The following is a 20,311-nucleotide window of genomic DNA, read 5'->3' as shown; positions in this document are numbered from 1 at the left end:
CATCTCGCATGGGACCTGGTCAACGTGTACGCAACCATTGTCAGAGTAATTAGCTCCCCCCTACAAGAAAACCCCTTGGGGGTGAAATGGCAAAAAAGGGTATCCAGTGGGGAAAGACCGCAGTGAATGGGAGCGGTCCAATACCATCAAAACCGGGAACTTACCTATTGAGGTTCCTGTCTGGCGATCCCATTCATGATTCTTTGGAAAAGAACGATCCGGACATTAACATGCCTGGCAACATCTGGCAGAAATTCAGTAATAAAGTTGTCAATAGGAGCGGAGGCTAGTCCCGTTGCCCAACGCTGAGCGGTCGGACCTGGCCCCGTATGCTTGCGAGGAACATAGAGGTTTCCCAAGATGTCGGCGGCGGCCAGCCCAAAGATGGTTCCGTAGTTCGGCATATCTTTGCCATCATCCCCTTTGGTCCAAACAACCTGTGCAATCGCATGCCCGACGCGGCGGGGAATAGGGGCCTGTGGCAACCGGTGATACCGGGGATCTTGATGCGCCAGAGTTGGGATTAAGAAAGTACCGAAGAATTCACCGGTAATGTCTCCGGTAAGCGCAACGCCATAGTACTTTCCAAAGCCTGTCATCCCCGGCCCATAGGGAGAATGGGAATCACTTCCTACCGCAATTGCCGAATCGGCAGCAATCGTCAGCAAATTGAAGGGATCGACAACACTCCTCGAAGCCAGATAAAGCTTTCCTTCCGGACTCAAGGGCGTGCTCTTGCCAGTCACGACAAAACGGCTGAACACATTCCCGCGAGATGGGCAATTCTGCGCTTCGGTCTTTCCCGGAATGTTGGAAGTACAGGGTTTATTTGCCTCGGGAACAGCGGGAACCAGATCTTTCCCTTCTGCTTGCCCCTTTTTATCCGCAGCGGGAGTGGAGTTTTGCGGCTCAGGAGCATCCGGCAACTCCAAGCAGCGCGCCTCCGGCTGAAATACCAGGGCCCCCGCCAGGCAATATCCACACAGTGCAATAGTTGTGAAAATCCTCTGGAAAACTCGCATCGCCTGACGCTGCAAATCCTGAAACGTACATACAAGACGAGAGAAACCAGAAGGAAGTCTCAATGATGTTTTCTGCCAATCCAGTGCAAGATGTCCGGACTGAACTCACGAAAAGTATTTCCGAGAGCCGCCGTGGATAAAGAGACCCCATAACCTTTCCAGACGGTTTCCCAATTAGCACTGACCTCGGGATAGTAGGTCATCGTCAAAGCCGCCGCCCCAGCATTTCCGATCAATCTTGAGTAGTTGACACTCCGATTCCCACTATCGGTTCGGGTAATAAGTACCCGGCTTGCCGCATACAAGATCCGGCGTTTGATGCCCTGACCTCCCATCCGGTAAAAACGCGGATCTTCTCGCAGGGCAGCTGCGGCAAAACCATCCGACAGGATCGCCTGGCTACTCTGCTTGAGAGCAGCAGCCCCTAATCTCTCACCGAAACCGGCTTTGTCGACCCCGAAATGGGGATTTGCATCCACCAACTGTCCCCATCCTGCGGCAATAAATGGAGTAACAAACGCCACGGGTTTGGCTTGCTCGCGAAATGCCAGCACAATCTTGTCCCTTCCGCTAAGCGAGGGGACCTGTTGGCCAAGCTCTACATACTTCTGATACTTTTCGGCGCCTCTCCGGTGCACGGCGACATTTTGGGACTGGGTATCCGGAACCGGAGCATCTGGCAGCTTTTCAAATTGCTGAGCAAAAGTACTCTTCCCGGAGATCACGAAGCTACTGACAAAAAGAAGTAAGCAAAGAAATTTCATCAATCTCTTCTCTGAGATTGTTAACAATCACGCTTTCGGCTGCCTGATAAACGCAGAAAGCGCCGAGAATAAGTTTTTTTCAATTCCGGGCGGCAAAGGACTGGTTATTGGGTTCACATTAACGTTCCTGGCACCTGCGTGGGAAAACAATCCCAACAGGTCATTGACCGGGTAAATTGACCTAGCAAGACTTAGAAGTGGGAGATTGCGTATGCCCTACGATCCGAATAACCCTTCAGGCCGTTTCGAAAATATGGGCCGCAAGATCGATGACCGCTTTGGTAGTGCTCTGTCATCGGTAGAAGAAGAACTTCGCAAAGTTATTACCTACTTGAATGATGAAGTTGTGCCTCAGGTCAGACAGAACTCATCCCAGGCACTAAAAGCCGCTGCACAACGCCTTGAAAAATTGGCAGAACGTCTCGACAGCCGTAGAGGAGAACGCTAAACAGTGCGACGCCTACCGCTCCTACTCGTCTACCTCTTTCCAATCGTCCTTATAAGCGTGGGATGCGGCCATAAACCTAAAAGAACTTCCGCACCTCCTCCGCCACCGATCTCGCGGCGGAGACCTGCGCCACCTCCGAGCACCAAGCCATCTCAACCCGATATCCCCGTTGTGACCTCGGAAGAAGACGCGAATTATATTGCCACCCACAAACCTATCTACTCCGAACAGGGATATGCCAGCTGGTATGGGGCCCCCTATCACAATCGGCGGGGGGCAAATGGTCAGGTCTACGATGAAAACTCTTTGACAGCTGCCCACCGGACGCTGCCGATGAATTCGTTGATCAAAGTAACCAACCTGCAGACAGGCCAGTCGGCAATCATGCGAGTAACAGATCGCGGACCGTTCGTTACAGACCGGATTATTGATCTTTCTATGGCTTCTGCAAAAGCTACCGGGGTATGGCGACCCGGAACAGCGTTCATCCGCATTGATGTGTATCAGACACCGCACCCGATTGAGGAAGGTGGACGCTGGTGTGTTCAGATTGGTGCTTTTTCTCAAGCAGACAACGCCACAAAGCTGCGCGATCAACTACAGCGTAAGTACAAAACAGCCCAGGTAATCGAATTCACGGGTCCTACCGGACATTGGGTCCGAATTCGTCCGCAGAACGACGATAAGGATCGCGCTGTTGAAATTGTGAAAAAACTGGACCCCGAAGAAGGCAATGCATATCTGGTACGCATGGACTAGATAGCAAATACTCTGTATTGCCCCAATCAACCCGCAACTAACTTCAGCATCACTCTGTTCGAAAAAAGATTATCTGCAGCGCCTCCAGACTGAAGCGCTGCAGAGATACTTCCTCAAGTTATCCACAAGCTTTTCCACTCGATTTATTAAATCCTTCTCAGAATAAGATGTCGATATAGATACATTTTTCTGCTGGATCCTTTTTCGCAGGAAGACTGTTCCTGTCTATCGTTGCCAAAACTATCCCTATGCACAGAGCTCTCTAATAGCCCGGGTAATACCCCCCTTAGTTAGCAGCTATCTAGTAACTTTCCACGGCACATTCTTACTACATTGCGGGAATAGTGATTTTTGGAGTGATCATTTTTTCTTTTCGCTCCGATGAACAAGAAAAAGACATAAAGTCTATTGATTCTTGAGTTTGAAAGGGGTCCCAGTATCCATGTCTTTCTTCTCGAAGTTTTCTGTCGAGCACAAGATACAGTCGGGATTCGGTCTCATAAGTATTCTCTGCCTGATCTTAAGCGGCCTTTCGCTTATTACGCTGTCTCGGGTCAACAGCTCGACAGTCGATATAGATACGCGTTGGATGCCGAGTGTCCGAATCCTTGGGGATATTCGAAATCAGACAGCCACCATGCAGCGTGCCGTTTTGAACTACGCGCTCTGCAGTACGAGTGAGTGCCAGCAGAAGTACAGCTCTCTTTTTCAAGGCGCCACAAGCCAATTTGCCACTCTTCGGCGCTCATATGAGCCATTGATCTCAGATGAAGAGGAAAGGCAAATCGCTTCGGAACTCGATGCTGACGTAGCAAATTACGAGTCGAGGGGTAAGCATGCAATGGAGCTGGCAGCTTCCGGGCAAAAGGAGGCAACAGCAGATTTCATCCAGGGTGACCTAAGCCTTGCTTACGAAAAAATCCGGGATGTACTAGGCCGTGATGTCACCTGGAACAAAGATGGCGCAGATAAAGCCACGCGTGCGGCCGAGAGTGATTATAGCTCTGCACGCATGGTGCTGATTATCGCGATGTTTGCTGTCCTCGCCTTGAGTCTTATTTCCGGACGATTCGTCGCTCGCTTGATTGCCACGCCGATTGTGGAAGCCTCAAGGTTGATCGAGCGAGTTGCTCAAAAGGATCTGACACAGACGATGGAAGTCCGGTCCGAAGACGAAGTGGGAAAGATGGCCACCGCCCTCAATTCCATGATTGTCAGCTTCAGGGAGATGTTGCAACACATCCTCTCCGATGCAGAATTGCTGAATCAATCCACGATGCAAATCTCGGCGGCTGCAAATCAAACGTCACATGCCTCGCACGAACAATCCGAGCACGTGCAACAGGTGGCAGCGGCAAGCCAGGAAATGGTTGTGGTCATCAACGAAATTTCTCAGAACACCGAAAAAGCGGCGATTGCAAGTCGCGACTCGGCACAGAGCGCACAGAACGGCGGCTCCGTGGTCCTCGAGGCTGTTAGCAGTATGGAACACATCTCGAAGTCCAATACCGCCATCGTTACCAAGATGAAAAGCCTGGGCGAAAGTTCTCAACAGATCGGCAAGGTTGTTTCGGTCATTCAGGAGATTGCTGACCAGACGAACCTGTTGGCACTCAACGCCGCCATCGAATCGGCCCGTGCTGGAGAACACGGTAGAGGCTTTGCCGTAGTCGCTGGTGAAGTTCGGCGGTTGGCGGAGCGCACGAGAAAATCTACTGAAGAAATCTCCAAGATCATCTCGACAATTCAGGCTGAGACCAAGGAAGCGCTGTCCGTAACCGAAGACGGTAAAGAGATGGTCACGCAGGGATTAGAAAAAGCTCAGGAAGCTGGCAAGGCCCTCGACTCCATCATCTCGACGGCAAACGCTTCCGAGCAGATGGTTACGCTTGTCGCTACGGCAGCCAACGAACAGACATCCGCAAGTCTGGAAGTAAGCCAAAGCATGGAAAAGATCGCGAAGATGATCGAGCAGGCCTCCAGCGCTGCAGACCAGACAGCGCAATCCTGCAAAGATCTGACACAGTTGGCCACCAATCTGGAATCAGCGGTAAGTCAGTTCCGGTTGAAGGAAGGATCTGCACTCAGCAATCGGACAGCCCTCACGTATCCCGGTTAGTTCCCTAATGAGTTTTCACCTTTGCCGGGTAAATATGCCCGGCAGGGTGAAGCCTCGATGGAACAAGATCTTCAGAGACAGCAACAAAATCTCCTCACTGCAGCCATCCTTTTCCTCCTTCCTTTCTTTTCGCTCATTGCTCCGGAATATTCCCGCATAGACATACACTTGCCAGGAGTGGTAAGGTACGGCTTTCCTTCGTCCCCAGCAAACCACCGATGGGCTTGCCGGAATCCTGACCTTGACGAAACGACGCCAAAGCCTTTGCCGACGTTTTGCTCTTTAGTAACTATTACAGGTACTTAGTGGAAAAACACCTCTGGCAAGTTATTCGAGATTTCATAGGTGTCATGCCCTCTCCCTCTTCGGTAACTCAGGCAAATTACTAATTTTGGGATTTTCCCAAAATAGACAAGAAACTAAGACAGTTACTATTTTTCTATTATCAATATCCTCTTTGTTCCGATAAAGTCGCTGAACAGCCAACATTTAAAATTATTGAAAGGGGCCCCCGCTCACATGTCTCGTTTGGCAGATCTCTCAGTCGAACGCAAGATTCAATTGGGATTTGGACTCTCCAGCCTTCTTTGTCTGGCAATCAGTTGCATTTCACTTCTGAGTCTCTCCCGAGTTAATGGTTCAACAGTCGATATCGATACCAGTTGGATGCCCAGTGTTCGCACCCTTGGCGAAATGCGTTATCAAACGGCAACCATGCATCGCGCAGTGTTGAACTATGTTCTATGCGACACCTCTGATTGCCAACAGCGGTATAGCCAATTATTCGATCAAGCCAAAAGCCAATACCAGAGTTCACGGCGGGCTTACGACGCAATGATCACCAGCAGCGAAGAAAAACAACTAGCGACACAGCTGGATGAAAACATCACGACATACACTCCTTTGGCTCAACAAGCAATGTCTCTCGCAGGCTCCGGGCAGAAGGAAGAGGCAGGAAGCTTCTTACGTAACAACGTCAAGGGTCCATTTGAAGCCATACGTGACACCCTTGAACGCGATATCGCTCTCAACAATGCCGGAGCCGATAAAGCAGCGAAGGATGCTGACGGAACCTATCGTTCGGCACGTATGCTGATCATCATCACTCTCATCGTTGCACTCGGCCTCAGCGTTCTTGTAGGACGCATCATCGCCCGGATGATCGCCGGCCCACTCCTGGAGGCAGCAGATCTACTGGAACACGTTGCACAAAAAGATCTGACCAAAACACTAGAGGTGCACTCTCAGGATGAAGTTGGGAGAATGGCCAGTTCTCTGAACACCATGATCCTGGCACTTCGTGAGATGATGCGCAAAATTCTCTCCGAAACGGAAGCGCTCAATCAGGCAACAACTCAGATCTCAGCGGCAGCAAGCCAGACCTCCGATGCTGCCCGGGAACAATCGGAACATGTTCAGCAGGTAGCTGCTGCCAGCCAGGAAATGGCGTCTGTTATCTCAGAAATCTCTCACAATACTGAGAAGGCCGCGATTGCCAGCCAGGAATCTGCGAAGAATGCCCAGGATGGTGGATCCGTTGTTCATGACGCAGTCAATAAGATGGAGCACATTTCGAAATCCAATGCCGAGATCGTAACGATGATGGAACGTCTCGGAAACAGCTCCGCACAGATTGGGAAGGTTGTCTCCGTCATTCAGGAGATTGCCGATCAGACCAACCTGTTGGCACTTAACGCCGCAATTGAATCTGCCCGTGCAGGAGAACACGGTAGAGGCTTTGCTGTCGTCGCCGGAGAGGTCCGGCGCCTGGCAGAGCGAACCCGTAAATCTACAGAGGAGATTTCGGAAATCATTACCGCCATTCAGACGGAAACTAAAGATGCACGAAAAGTTACAGAAAATGGCAAGGAGATGGTAACGCAAGGATTGGAAAGAGCACGGGAAGCAGGCGATGCGCTCAAATCCATCATTACGGCCGCTCATTCTTCAGAAGAGATGGTTGCTTTGGTTGCCACGGCAGCGACAGAACAGACTTCCGCCAGCCAGGAGGTTAGCCAGAGCATGGAAAAGATAGCGCAGATGATCGAGGAGGCATCCAGTGCTGCAGATCAGACGGCCCAAACCTGCAAAGAACTTGCATCGCTCGCAGGGAATTTAGAGCAGGCCGTTAGTGAATTCAAGCTGGATGAGGGTTCGGCAATTAGTAAGCGCTCAAAATTTGCCTTTGCAAGTTGATCCTTACTTGCATGTTTTCGGCTCCTTCGTATAACCCACGAAGGAGCCTTTTTTATTACTTCACATCCGGAGCGGGATAATAAGGCAGTTTTGGATTCTTCTCGTTCGCACGCTTAACAGTAACGTCTTCGAAGAGAAGCGCCGGAGCCAAAACTGTCGTAGGAACCTCGTGCATGTAGTTGGCGATAAATGGCTCTTTTCCCGCAGCTACAATTTCAGACCGCAGGCTTCGATGATCCAAATCCTCCAGCATCGCACCTCTGACCAGCTCTCTCTTTCCATCGGGAGTTATGCGGTACAACAGTCGCGGCGTGAGCTCCGCTCCCATCGTTTCAACATAAAAGACATCCTTGAGATCCCGGTCTTTAGCGAGGTTCAGTAGCTTCCGATTCAGTTCCTCTTGAGAGCTACCATCCGAGGCCTTCACTTCCAACACACCTGCAAAAGGACGTGCGGGACCGCCAAAGATAGCGCGGCCATGTCCATTCGACTGAGGAAAGTCGCGTACCGGCTCCCGACCAATCAGATAATTTTGCAGCTTTCCATGGACCACAACAGGCACGCTCTGAGCTGGGACACCTTCATCATCCACCGCATAGGCACCGATCAGGCCTTGAGATCCAACAAACTTCTTATTGGGATCATCGATGACGTCCAGGAAATCGGGCAGAACACGAGAATGATAGCTGGAAGCATATGGCCCTCTCGTCCGGGCCTCAGTACCCAACTCAGGTCTTACCGCCACAATTGCCGGAGATACTAGAGCATCGACCACATCGGCAGCTGCATCGTTGGAAAACAGAACAGGTCCGTGGTACTCCTCTTCCACCAGAGGAGCGTGCCGTAATTCATCGAGAGTGGACAGCAGGCCGACTACGTGCTTTTTGAAAGTATCCGGAGAATCGATCTGGCTCAACGCCGTACCATGTGAGCCATAGGAGCGTTCCAGACGCATGCCATCGGAGGCCTGCATCATAAGAGCCAAGCCCTCTGCAAAGTAGGGCTGATTCCTACGAACAATTGTTCCTTCGCTGTTGACAAGGTAGCGGGTTGCAACCCGGGCGACAAAGTTAGCAGAAGATAGTTGAATATCATTCGCAACCGATTTTGCTTCCTGAGCCGTGCTATACACTCCGGAGGCTTCTGCCACACGATTACTCCACTCATCTTCATTCAAATCCAGATGCTGTGGTGATTCAAGGACGACCGTAGGCTTTTCTCGAGAGAAGTCATCTGCCTGAGGCGGAGTTTGGACTTGCTTCAACGCTGCCTGCTTTTGTGTAAAAGCATGAAGGGCAGCTTTATAGGCTGTGTCTGTGGCTGACCACAGGGCAGAACGAAGAGCTATGGGGTCGCTGTCAATGGTGGTGAACTGTACAGACCCATCACCGCGCGGGCTGGAGTTATCTATTTTGTAGTCGCCAACCAGAACTGTCACGCGAGCAACACGTTGATGACTCCTTCTCGATCCAAGAGGTGCACCATAGTTTGCGCGGGTTTCAAACTCGTCGACATCTTCAATACGGTACTGAATGAAGAAGGGCTTCTGGAAGTTTTCAAATTGTAACTTCTTCTGACTTCTATCCAGTTCCTGTAGCATCGCCTTCAAGACTGGATCCTGTTCCGCATCTGCACGAGTGGCCGCCAATGCACATACAGAAGAGAGAGAAAGGGTCGTTGCTAGAAATGCACACGCTATACGCAAAGGAAACATTATTTTTCTCCCTTTTCGTCTGAACCAGGAATCGGCAGAATTGGCGGACGAGAAGTCCCCTGTGGCTGACGCTGTGTTTCGATTTCCGTAACCAGCATCGCTGGCGCAACAGCGGAGACAGGAATGCTGCCCGACTCTGCTCCGCACTCTCCGTTGAATACGGTTCGTTCCGTCCCGCTAGCAACGATGCGATTCAGCGCTGCCTGCGGTGTTCCCACAATACTCACGCCCCTGACAAGTTCGTCCGGACGGCCATCGACATACACCCGATACACAATCAGAGGAGTCACTTGAAAGGCCTGAGGCATATTGCGAGTCGTGACAGCAAACCCGGAAGAGATATCTTCAAAGAAGAGGCCATACGGTTTCCCTTGCTTCTTCGCCTCCTCGATCAGCATCTTGCGCAGCTCTGCATCCTGAACGGTCTTTGAAGACGTCACAACCAGATTTCCCTGACGTCCTACCGGCATCTTTCCGGTCTCAGCGCGTCCGTGTCCGTTTGAGTTCCCGAATCCATTAATCGGTAAGCGAGACATCAAAAAGGTTTTCAAAATCCCAGATTGAATCAGTTCTACTTTCTGGGCCTTTTGACCCTCGTCGTCGAATCGGTAATAGCCATTTAGGTAGGTCTTTCCGAATGTCTCCAGTGTTGGATCGTCGGCAACAGATAGGAATCCAGGAAGGATGGATTTATTCAGATCCTTTGTAAAGGTCTGTCCTTCTTCGTCGCCACGTTGACGCTGGCCCTCCAGCCGATGACCTAGCACCTCATGAAAGAACACAGCCGCGGCACGTCCGGAGAGAATTGCAGGGCCATTAAACGGTTCCGTAACCGGAGCCTTTCGCAACTGCTCCAGATTGGTCGCCATCTTCCGGATTTCTGCTTCCATCTCGGCAGCACTGGGCAATTGGTCTACCTTTTCCGCCTCGAATGTATTTGCCAGGAAAAGGTCCATGCCATCCTCGGCCCTGGTGGTGGCAAATACCACGACCCTTGCACGAGGCTGCGAGGTGACGATTTTCGATCCTTCGGAGGATACAAAATAGTTCGTCTCCGTCTGTGCACTCATCGCAACAAGGTTCATGTAGATGTCAGGAAACCCCCGAAATACGGCAGATAGGTTTCGAATCCGGTTTTCCCACGCAGCCTTATCCAAGGCCGGAGGAGGCACCGGTTGCTGTACCGATACTTCAGGAGCCTCTTTGGAGAAATCCGGCGACTGGTCCTCTTCCTTTGCCCGGATCTGAGTCTCGGTTTTCACCCTCAGGTAGCTCTCCAGAGCCGTCCCGTATCCATTGTTAGTAGCCCACCATAAGGAACGTTCTATAGCTGGCCGATCTTCTGTTAACGGGAGCGCTACAGTGTTGAGCGCCGAACCGCGGTGCCTGCCATGAGTGTTGTCCAGCTTCGGATCGCCGACGCGTACCTGAACATCCGCTACTCGCCGATGACCTTGTTGCGAAGACACTAAAGCTCCGAATTGAGCTGTCATGGAAACAGAATGCAGATCGCTAACCGAATAGCTCAGGAAGTAAGGGGGCTGCTGTTCCGCTCCTCCCTTTCCAAGGCTCGAGGAAGCACGCTGCAATTCTGCGGTCAGAGCGTCTAAAAGAACTGGAGAGGAGGACTGAGAAGGATTCGGTTTGGCAGCATGTGCAGTCGGCGCCAGCAGAGACCACACCAGCAGCGCTCCTGCAAAAGATCGTAAAGTAGTAGCAATCATTGAAAGGGATGACACCTCAACCACATGGCGACTTTGGATTCTCTTCATCCGAAATGACCGGCATTGGGAGAGTTCTCATTATCAGAAGGTAGAAAATCGCTGACCTTGCACAGCAGTTCTGTTGACGCCAACCCCGGAGCAAATGCTGTATATAAGCCAGGGGTGGAAAGAAACACGATCTTTCCCGGCATTTAATGGTTAAATTCCGAGTGTAGCGGAAAACCCTATCGGATCAAACAAAGTGAGGCGAAGATGTTTTCTCTTTCTTCCCGTTTGGGCTGGAAGTCCCTAATACTGCTAGGCGTTGTGTTTCTTTCCGGGGCGCTGCTGCTCCATGCGACCTCCAGAAACCAAAGTTCCTTGTTGCTGCCCGTTCAAAATGCCTTTGAGAGCAGTGCCAACCAGCCGCAAAGCATCGAGTCTTCTTCCGATAGCACTCAAGTCAAAGCTGCCTATTCACTGCCCCCGGACAAACTGGAAAAGGCAATCCAGCTGAGCCGGATACGCAATATCATGCACTTCGCTACCGCGCTATGGAGCATTGCCGTCCTCTGGCTCTTGTTGCGTTTTCGGTGCAGCGCTGCTTTATCCAACTGGGCTGCGCGGCGTACCTCACGATATTGGGTTCAGGGGCTGCTCTTTCTTCCCCTATTCCTGTTGATCTTGACGTTGACAGACCTGCCGTTTGAGCTCTATCAGCATCATGTCTCATTGGCCTACGGACTCTCTGTTCAGCGCTGGGCAAGCTGGTTCGGAGATTGGGGAAAGTCCCTGGTGCTCTCCATGGTCTTCGGAACTCTCCTGCTAATGCTGCTTATGTTGATCGTAAGGAAATCCCCGCGCCGGTATTGGGTGTGGTTTTGGGGAGCCAGCCTTCCTTTGATGGTATTTATTATTTTCGCGTGGCCGGTTTTCATCGAACCGCTATTTAATCATTTCGAGCCTTTGTCCAAAGCAGACCCCGCACTCGTACAGAAGCTTGAACAGGTCGTCGCACGTACCGGAACCCAGATTCCTCCCGAGCGAATGTTCCTTATGAAAGCTAGCGAAAAGACCACGGGACTAAACGCCTACGTTACCGGCCTTGGCCAAACGAAACGAGTGGTCGTTTGGGATACTACTATCCAGAAGCTTCCTACAGACGATGTTCTCTTCATCTTTGGACATGAAAGCGGCCATTATGTGCTTCACCATATCTGGAGAGGAATCGCCGCAACTGCGATCTTTCTCTTCTTTCTCTTCCTGGTTGGCGCCCATCTTGTCGACAAGCTGATCGACAAACGAGGCAAGGCCTGGAAAATCGAGACAAAGACCAGTTGGGCTGCAGTCCCGATGTTTCTGTTTGTTGTAACTGCACTAAGCTTTCTCTCGGAACCTCTTCTGAATGGCTTCAGCCGGACACAGGAGCATGCAGCAGATATTTATGGGCAAGAAGCTATCCACGGCATCGTTGCGAATCCGCAGCAGACTGCAGTGCATTCCTTCCAGGCTTTGGGAGAAGCATATCTGGATGATCCGAATCCGAGTCCATGGATTGAGTTCTGGATCTTTGGTCATCCTTCGGTGAAGAGCAGAGTTGCCTTTGCTGCGACATACAATCCATGGCAACCGGGGAAGAGTCCGAAGTACTTCAAGAACAAATAGCAGGCCTGGTTGTTCCCTAGGGGGTATTATTGTTAGCTAAATACCCGTTATACCTCTGGGAGAAAGCCTAATATGCCCAAAATTCTGTGCTTAGTTTGCATTGCTTTGATTCTTGTTGACGCACAAGCACAAAGGAAAGAAACAACTGTAGCGGCTTCCCCCAAAACAGCATCGATGCAACAGATGCCCGATCCCGCGGCCATTGATCGCTCCGCAGATCCGTGCACAAATTTTTACCAATATGCGTGCGGAGGCTGGCTCGCACGAAATCCTGTCCCCGCAGATGAGAGTCGCTGGCGGCGATTCAATGAAGTTGCGGACCGAAACACTACGCTTCTCTATTCGCTCCTTCAACGCGCAGCTAGAGATCCAAAAACCCCGTTACAGGTCAAATATGGAAACTACTTTGCGGCCTGCATGAATCCCTCTGTAGCAAATGCACTTGGCATCTCTGCTATGAAACCGCTCCTGAACATTATCGATGGCCTGCATTCGAAAAAGGACCTGGGAGCGTTGCTTGGCCGTCTCGACTACGAAGAGGGACAGCAGTTATTTTTTGATTTCGATGTTTGGGCCGATCTCCACAATGCAAAGCAAGAATCGGTAAATCTGGAAGAGGGGACCTTCTCCCTGCATTCACGTAACGATTATCTAAGCAACAATCAGGAAGCGATAAATATCCGCAATCAGTACCTCGCTCATTTGCAACGCATGTTTCTGCTCATGGGTGACACTAAGGAACAGGCGGCAAAAGAAGCTGGAGACACTCTGTCGCTAGAAACCAGTCTTGCCCAGGCGACGGTTGAGGACAATGATCCGGCAAAGAGTGATCACCGAATGTCGATTCCGGAGCTACAAAATCTCACCCCCGATTTCGATTGGAAAGCTTATCTGCAAAATATTCACCAAAGCACTCTTACTACAGTGAATGTTTCCAATCTGGATTTCTATCGGGCATTCAATCAGATTATCCGGAGCTCCGATATACAAGCTCTTCGCAGTTACATGCGTTTGCTGGTAGTCGAACGATACGCCCGGTTTATGGGTGATGCTTTTCGCTCCGAGCATTCTTCCTTTTTTGGTTCTGTCCTGGAGGGACAAAATAAGCAAACTCCTCTTTGGAAGCAGTGCACAACCGCAACAGACATAGCTCTTATGGGTGCTGTTGGCCAAGACTGGGTACAAGAGAATTTTCCACCGAGCTCGAAGCGTTCCATGGAGCAAATGACAGAGGCACTTAGAAAGGCTTTACGCGAACAAATTGCATCTCTAGATTGGATGAGTCTCGAAACACGAAGGGAAGCAGAGGCCAAGCTCGATAAACTGCGAGTTCTGATCGGATACCCGGATCATTGGCAGGATTACAGCACACTCGAAATAAGCAGGGAAAACGCAGCCCAGAATCAAATTGCCGTGAACGCCCTTCACCGTCGGTTTACTCTCGATCAGATTGGAAAAGAGAGAAAGCCGGATCAATGGAGCTTGCCTCCAGACACAGTAAGTGCTTATACCTCATTTGCAGATAATACGAGCGTTTTTCCAGCAGGGATATTGCAGCCTCCTTTCTTTAGCGAATCGGCCGACATCGCGGCAAACTTCGGAGCCATTGGCTCGATTATCGGGCATGAGATGACTCATGGCTTCGACACTATCGGCAGCAAGTACGATGCTAAGGGGAATTTGCGCAATTGGTGGACTCCCGAGGATCGCAACCGCTTCAACGCAAATGCGCAATGCATAATAGACGAATATTCAAAGTTCACAATTGCGCCTGGAGTTCCGCAAGACGGCAAACGCACTGTCGGAGAAAACATCTCCGATAACGGAGGCTTGATCATCGCCTACAAAGCGTTGATGGCAACACTTGCCAAAGAAAAACATTCTGTTACGAACACAGATGAATTCTCAGCCGAGCAGCGTTTCTTCCTTGGGTTTGCTCAGATTCATTGTCAGAACCAGACAGAGCAGAATATTCGGGCTCTGGCCAAATCCGATCCGCACAGCGCGGATATTTGGCGTGTCAACGGAACAGTACAAAATATGCCTGAATTTGCCAGTGCCTTCCATTGCACAGTGGGAGCGCCGTTGAATCCCGCCAATGCCTGCCACATTTGGTAAACAATTCAGGCTTCGGTGCAGCTCAGAAACGGACATGCCCTGCTGCTACCTGCACCAATAAATACTTGAACAATGCGTCTCAATACCTAGTAGAGAGCGGAGGCGCTGATCCGGCAGTCAACACATTGATTACGGAATAGCGTCTCCAATTCATGTTGTGCTTCCTTCTTGATGCGCACGGCCTCACGATGCTGTCCGGCTTGATCTAGGATGCGAGAATAGGCAATTTCTCCGGCAAGATACTTGGGATTGTCCTTTCCCATTATTCTGTCAATGATGTCGAGACCTTTGCGCATATCTGCAAGGCCCGTGTCGTATTGACCTGCATGAGCATAAGCCTTTCCTAAAATCATGTATCCCCACCCTGTGTACATGTGTTCCTCTCCATGCTGATGTCGCCAGAGATACAGAGCGCGCTCGTAGTTGTAAATGGCCTCCTTCTTATCACCTCTTCCCTCATCCAGCCATCCCTGTTTTTCAGCGACTGAAGCAAAAAAGTCCTCGTCCATCGTTCCAGCTAGTGCTGCCTCCTGCAGAGCCCTAGACAAATAGTCAGGAATCTTATGCCGACGATTCTGGCTGAGTTCGAGTCCGGCTAAATTGGAATAGCAGCTGGCTAGCGAGGCATGGCGATTGAGCTGCTCGTATATTTCAATTGCCTTTTTCTCTACCTCTTCAGCATCCTGCATCTGTTCCATATCTCGATAAAGATCGGCGAAATTATCCAAAGCAATTGCATAGGCCTCGGCATATTTCGAATCTCGTGAAAGAACTTGGAGAGCATGTTCATAAGCGCTCTGAGCGAGCATCAAATCGCCTCGCCCTCGATAGGCAAAGCCTAGAGCTGTCCAGGCTTGCCCGACTTCAGCTTGATCGAGACTGTTCGAGTTAAGAAGTTTTGGAATCTCATCGATAACCCGGTTAAACTCCCCCTGCTGTGCCAGATGCAACGATTCGCGTAGTTGTTGGTGTGCATCTGCTTGTCCCCAAAGTCTCGTGTAGACAGAGATAACCGTGCATAAAAGAAGACAGGCATTCCTCATGGCCTATTGCTCCTTTGCAAACGATCTCTTTCAGGATTCGGAGAAAACGATGCCCTCGATCTTCTGCTGAGGGCACAACTAAGTGCTTATGTGCACTTACGCACGCTTAGTGAGTCCGGTTCCATTTAGCAATCTAAATAGAACTGAATTGCTCTCAATCATCGAAAGACAGCGTATACGCAGGCGTCCATTCATGGACAGTAAAGAAGGGTAAAAATCTGTAAAGGATTATGTAGCCCGGCCATATCACAGAACTTACTGGGGAACAGCTAAAGATATCCAGCTGCGAAGCATGAGCAGAACGATCATTCGGCCTTTTCCGGATGTTAGCAATTCGCGGAGGATTCCAGCTTGCAAGGAAGCTTCGCTAAATCTTCGAGAAATGCATTTAGTGGAGTTGCATAGCTGAGGTCCCTGGCAATCGCCTCGGGCTCCAGATCTTTTCCGAGTAATTCCAGCGTAATTTCAAAATCGGACAGCAGGCGAGCATCCATAGTCTTCAGAATCTCTCGCAAAGACGCCTGCGCATATACACCGCGAGAAGAGGCGTTTACAAGGATGGCAGGCTTTCCTGACAACTCGCCGCTGCCTACCACCCAATCAAGAGCGTTCTTTAGGACTCCAGGAATTCCGTGAGCATACTCAGGAGTAGAAAAGAGAACTACATCAGCTTCACGTATCGCCTCCCGAAAACGAGTAACAGGGCTGGACTCCGCAATCACAACCTCATCGTCCGGATTGAAAGGAGGAATCTGCTTCAATTCCTCCCATATCGCAAATTTCATTCGTGAAGGCGCCACTAGAGCGAGAGCACGTAATAAAGAAGTATTAGAGGACTGTGAGCGCAAACTTCCCGAGATGGCGAGGACATGCATAGGAGTTGGATGCTAAACCGTTTTCACGAACACTTTCCCTGGATAAACGAAAACCAAGAGCGACTTTTGTTGACGGAAACGCCACGCTGAAATTCTTCCCGGAGGATACACCGTTTATGAAAACGGTATAGCCGCATGCGATCAGATCACATGATCAGTCCTTCTCCGGCGATTCCTAGTCCAAAGGAATCCAATCGGCAGCACGGGCCTGTTCAATGATCGATGACACCAGAGGCCAAGCGACAGGCAGATATTTCCGCACCGGCTCCATGCGTTTATAAACCTGAGATTTACCTACTTTGTGCATGCGCCATGTTCCGCCTTGAGTCTGCCAATTATGCAGAAGCGGTTGTAACCGGTCCAAAGCATTAGCAAATTGCGACTCCGGAGTAGTGGCCGCTTCAAACTCCAACCACAAGGCCTTAAGTTCCGAGCCCTGTTCCTGCGGCAGCAGTCCGAAGATGCGCTCGGCAGCGCGAAGCTCCCTCTCTTCCTTGTCCTGATACCCGACGGTGTCATATGCGAAAGTATCCCCCGCATCAATCTCCACCAGATCATGAACCAGGAGCATACGGATCACTCTATTCGTATCGATGGCTTCGGAAGCATACTCCGAAAGTAGAGATGCCATGATGGCTATATGCCAGGAGTGCTCTGCAGAGTTCTCTCTACGCGAGCCGTTCATCAAAAGTGTCTGACGAAGAATACTCTTGAGCTTATCTATCTCAAGAAGAAACGCGAGCTGTTGTTCAAAACGAGACTTCATCTCTTCCAGTGTATGACTTCGCTTGCTCTTGCGTCAGCCAATTTGGGCAGACCGCTTCAGCCATAAAAGAAATTCATTTTTTTTGCGCTTGCTGTCGATCCTGGCAGCTCGAGTTCGATATAAGTTTGTACAGCTTCTGGCACGATATCGGACAAACCGGCAAAATGCTTTGACTAAAGATTTATGCCTTTCGTAACGTTCGTCGTGCACGATTCTGTTTTGAATCATTCATTCCCCGAAGGAGGAGCTATGCAGGTAAATCCGTATTTGAACTTCGATGGCCGGTGTGAAGAGGCCTTCAAGTTTTACGAACAGTGTCTCGGCGGAAAGGTCGAGTGCATTCTCAGATATAGCGAGACGCCGATGGCAGAACAAATCTCGCCGGAATGGAAGAACAAGGTTATTCACTCATCCCTCAAGGTGGGAGATCAAGTAAAACTCATGGGCACAGATTGCCCGCCGGAACATTTTCAAAAGGCGCAAGGAATCTCTGTCACGTTGGGAATTAAGGATCTGAAGGATGCAGAACGCATCTTTCAAGCGCTTTCAGAAGATGCAAATATCACAATGCCCTTTCAGAAGACATTTTGGAGCGTTGGATTCGGCATGCTTGTCGATCGCTACGGCACACCATGGATGGTGAACTGCGAAGAACGGCCAGCCTAGGACATTTCTCACATAGGTACGCACAGTTTCCTTCGTTGGAAAGTTGCCAAAGCTTTTGCACCTTTCACACCTCCCTTCCCTGCATCGGCTCAGAATCATCAAAATGCAGGGAAGGCTGTGATTCATAGAATTAATCACACATTTTCAAGTTATGTAACTGTAACTTCTCCCTCACAAAACCGAAACAGTCGGGAGGTATGTTCGCTGCGAGCAAAGGTTCTACCCCAAATCTTCCCCTGAGGTTTTGCTTCCATGACTACAGATCGTCGTACCTTCCTTCAGCTCCTGAGCAGCGGAGCGCTAGCCTCCCTTTTTCCAGCAAGCATTAGCCGCGCGCTAGAAATTCCGGCGCATCATCGTACGGGAACAATTGCTGATGTAGAGCACGTCATCATCCTGATGCAGGAGAACCGTTCCTTCGACCACTACTTTGGCATGCTTAAAGGTGTGCGGGGATTCGGAGACCCTCGTGCGATCAAGCTTCCTTCCGGAGATCCCGTCTGGTACCAGCCCCAGGGTGGAGGCTATGTTCTGCCTTTTCATCCATCCGCACCCGACCTTGGACTTCAATTTCTGGAAGACCTCGCTCACGATTGGGCAACCACACATGGAGCGTGGAACAACGGTAACTACGATCAGTGGATTCCCAACAAAGGCCCGGTCGCCATGGCGCATCTCACGAGAAAGGACATCCCCTTTCATTACGCTTTGGCTGATGCCTTCACAATCTGCGACGCCTATTACTGCTCATTGATGGGTCCCACAGATCCTAATCGCTATCACATGTGGACAGGGTGGGTAGGCAACGATGGACAAGGTGGCGGTCCGGTAGTCGACAATGCTGAGGCAGGCTACGATTGGTCAACCTTTCCCGAGCGCCTACAGAAGGCTGGCATCTCCTGGAAGATCTATCAGGACATCGGTACCGGACTCGACGCGAATGGCTCGTGGGGATGGACGCAAGATCCTTATATCGGCAACTATGGGGACACTTCGTTACTCTACTTCCATAACTATCAGAATGCGCAGCCTGGCTCTCCACTCTACGAGCAGGCAAAGACAGGCACAGATGTAAAAACCTCCGGCTCCCTCTTTGACATCCTCCGTCAGGACGTTGCAGCTAACCGTCTGCCACAGGTCTCGTGGATTGTCGCTCCGGAAGCCTATTCCGAACATCCCAATTGGCCTGCTAATTACGGTGCCTGGTATGTCTCGCAGGTTCTCGATATCTTGACATCGAAGCCGGAGACCTGGAGCAAGACCGTGCTTTTTCTCACCTATGACGAAAACGACGGCTTCTTCGATCACATGGTGCCTCCCACACCGCCACAGTCAAGGACGGAGGGTTTGTCGACAATCGATACCACCAATGAGATCTTTCCCGGAAATTCTTCTTACGAACGTGGGCCTTACGGTTTAGGAGTGCGTGTACCGATGCTTGTTGTATCGCCTTGGAGCAAGGGAGGATGGGTAAACTCGCAGGTCTTCGATCACACCTCGTTGATTCAGTTCATCGAAAGACGTTTTGAGATCAACCATCCTGAACTCAAGGAAAAGAACATTACACCCTGGCGTCGAGCCGTTTGCGGTGACCTGACATCGGCACTTAATTTTGCGACACCCAACAATGCAAAGTTCTCTTTGCCCGGCACGTCAGCTTATCTCCCGCCCGATCATAATCGGCATCCGGACTACACCCCGGCACCTCCGTCCGAACAATCATTACCCGTACAGGAAGAAGGCATTCGTCCGGCACGTGCACTGCCTTACGAACTACACGTCTCCGGAAGCGCACATGTTTCAGATGGTACTTTTAGAATCCACTTTGGAAATGCAGGAAAAGTAGCAGTCGTATTCCAAGTACGCTCCGGCAATAGCTCCACTGGCCCATGGACCTATACTGTCGGACCTCGCAGTGAGGTCTCGGATAACTGGAATGTTGCCGTCAATGGCGTATCGACTTATGACTTGTCAGTCTATGGCCCAAATGGCTTTTTCCGAGCTTTCCAGGGAAGCATCGCGGGTAAAGACAAATCTGCGGTAGAAGTTCAAACCAAATACGAAAGCGAGTGCGAAGGAATTGCGTTGCACATCCATAATCGAGGCATAGCAATCAGCAGTCTGGAAATTCTGAACGTCTACAGCGGAAAAGCAATCGCAATTTCTCTACGACCAGGAGAGAAGACCGTGAAGAGGTGGGAACTGAAGCACTCCTTCGGATGGTACGACTTTGTTATAAAGGATGACGCTGATTCTAGTTTTCAGCGACAACTCGCTGGACACATCGAAACCGGTTGTGACAGCATGACCGATCCCGCAATCGGTATGACGTCAAAAGAGTAAGAGCGATTCATGACAGATGCTGGTGGCTCTGGTGCTAAGTTCAAATGAACAGGGCTATGAGCCACCTTAAGCTTTATTCTTCGTCAGAAGAACATGCCTTGTCTCCCTTG

Annotated in this window: 15 protein-coding genes; 8 read left to right on the top strand and 7 right to left on the bottom strand. The window is 50.5% G+C overall.

The genetic code is table 11. The features are described 5' to 3' along the window. Nucleotides 1-164: 164 nt before the first annotated feature. Nucleotides 165-932: a hypothetical protein gene (locus tag AC6I7T_RS17240; protein WP_497788600.1), complete on the bottom strand. Its 768-nt coding sequence runs from the start codon at nucleotides 930-932 to the stop codon at nucleotides 165-167. Between the two features lie 149 nt (nucleotides 933-1,081). Further along, on the bottom strand, nucleotides 1,082-1,786 hold the full coding sequence (locus AC6I7T_RS17235; RefSeq protein WP_497788598.1) for a hypothetical protein: 705 nt from the start codon (nucleotides 1,784-1,786) through the stop codon (nucleotides 1,082-1,084). A gap of 211 nt (nucleotides 1,787-1,997) precedes the next feature. Here AC6I7T_RS17235 and AC6I7T_RS17230 point away from each other — a divergent pair, with 211 nt between their 5' ends. The 4 genes from AC6I7T_RS17230 (at nucleotide 1,998) to AC6I7T_RS17215 (ending at nucleotide 7,308) form a co-directional block, all read left to right on the top strand. Beyond that, entirely contained in the window at nucleotides 1,998-2,234 is a 237-nt protein-coding gene (locus AC6I7T_RS17230) for a hypothetical protein (protein ID WP_497788597.1), read from the top strand. A gap of 3 nt (nucleotides 2,235-2,237) precedes the next feature. Then, a complete protein-coding gene (locus AC6I7T_RS17225; RefSeq protein WP_497788595.1) occupies nucleotides 2,238-2,993 on the top strand; it encodes a septal ring lytic transglycosylase RlpA family protein in 756 nt (251 codons plus the stop codon). Between the two features lie 442 nt (nucleotides 2,994-3,435). Next, nucleotides 3,436-5,112, top strand: coding sequence for a HAMP domain-containing methyl-accepting chemotaxis protein (locus AC6I7T_RS17220; protein ID WP_497788594.1), 1,677 nt, complete (start codon nucleotides 3,436-3,438; stop codon nucleotides 5,110-5,112). 519 nt (nucleotides 5,113-5,631) lie between these two features. Beyond that, a complete protein-coding gene (locus AC6I7T_RS17215; protein WP_497788593.1) occupies nucleotides 5,632-7,308 on the top strand; it encodes a HAMP domain-containing methyl-accepting chemotaxis protein in 1,677 nt (558 codons plus the stop codon). Between the two features lie 55 nt (nucleotides 7,309-7,363). Here the strand turns inward: AC6I7T_RS17215 and AC6I7T_RS17210 are convergent, their stop codons facing one another. Both AC6I7T_RS17210 and AC6I7T_RS17205 read right to left on the bottom strand, forming a co-directional pair. Further along, nucleotides 7,364-9,022, bottom strand: coding sequence for a metallopeptidase TldD-related protein (locus AC6I7T_RS17210; protein WP_497788592.1), 1,659 nt, complete (start codon nucleotides 9,020-9,022; stop codon nucleotides 7,364-7,366). Continuing rightward, nucleotides 9,022-10,746: a metallopeptidase TldD-related protein gene (locus tag AC6I7T_RS17205; RefSeq protein WP_497788590.1), complete on the bottom strand. Its 1,725-nt coding sequence runs from the start codon at nucleotides 10,744-10,746 to the stop codon at nucleotides 9,022-9,024. The genes AC6I7T_RS17210 and AC6I7T_RS17205 overlap by 1 nt, the downstream gene beginning before the upstream one ends. A gap of 252 nt (nucleotides 10,747-10,998) precedes the next feature. Here AC6I7T_RS17205 and AC6I7T_RS17200 point away from each other — a divergent pair, with 252 nt between their 5' ends. Next, nucleotides 10,999-12,390, top strand: coding sequence for a M48 family metallopeptidase (locus AC6I7T_RS17200; protein WP_497788589.1), 1,392 nt, complete (start codon nucleotides 10,999-11,001; stop codon nucleotides 12,388-12,390). A gap of 72 nt (nucleotides 12,391-12,462) precedes the next feature. Then, nucleotides 12,463-14,508, top strand: coding sequence for a M13 family metallopeptidase (locus AC6I7T_RS17195; protein ID WP_497788588.1), 2,046 nt, complete (start codon nucleotides 12,463-12,465; stop codon nucleotides 14,506-14,508). Between the two features lie 86 nt (nucleotides 14,509-14,594). Here the strand turns inward: AC6I7T_RS17195 and AC6I7T_RS17190 are convergent, their stop codons facing one another. The 3 genes from AC6I7T_RS17190 to AC6I7T_RS17180 all read right to left on the bottom strand — a co-directional run bounded on the left by AC6I7T_RS17190 (nucleotide 14,595) and on the right by AC6I7T_RS17180 (nucleotide 17,192). After that, nucleotides 14,595-15,551 (bottom strand): tetratricopeptide repeat protein, encoded by a 957-nt coding sequence (locus tag AC6I7T_RS17190; protein ID WP_497788587.1) that lies wholly within the window; start codon nucleotides 15,549-15,551, stop codon nucleotides 14,595-14,597. Between the two features lie 326 nt (nucleotides 15,552-15,877). Then, entirely contained in the window at nucleotides 15,878-16,426 is a 549-nt protein-coding gene (locus AC6I7T_RS17185; RefSeq protein WP_497788586.1) for an NADPH-dependent FMN reductase, read from the bottom strand. Between the two features lie 175 nt (nucleotides 16,427-16,601). Continuing rightward, entirely contained in the window at nucleotides 16,602-17,192 is a 591-nt protein-coding gene (locus AC6I7T_RS17180) for an HD domain-containing protein (RefSeq protein WP_497788585.1), read from the bottom strand. Nucleotides 17,193-17,441: 249 nt separating this feature from the next. On the opposite strand from AC6I7T_RS17180, the gene AC6I7T_RS17175 reads away from it, so the two are divergent. Both AC6I7T_RS17175 and AC6I7T_RS17170 read left to right on the top strand, forming a co-directional pair. Beyond that, a complete protein-coding gene (locus AC6I7T_RS17175) occupies nucleotides 17,442-17,858 on the top strand; it encodes a VOC family protein (protein WP_497788583.1) in 417 nt (138 codons plus the stop codon). Nucleotides 17,859-18,110: 252 nt separating this feature from the next. After that, nucleotides 18,111-20,201, top strand: coding sequence for a phosphocholine-specific phospholipase C (locus tag AC6I7T_RS17170; RefSeq protein ID WP_497788582.1), 2,091 nt, complete (start codon nucleotides 18,111-18,113; stop codon nucleotides 20,199-20,201). The last annotated feature ends 110 nt before the right edge of the window (nucleotides 20,202-20,311 follow it).

Source organism: Humiphilus diazotrophicus (genome assembly GCF_059726315.1).
This window is presented reverse-complemented; position numbering and strand designations above follow the sequence as displayed.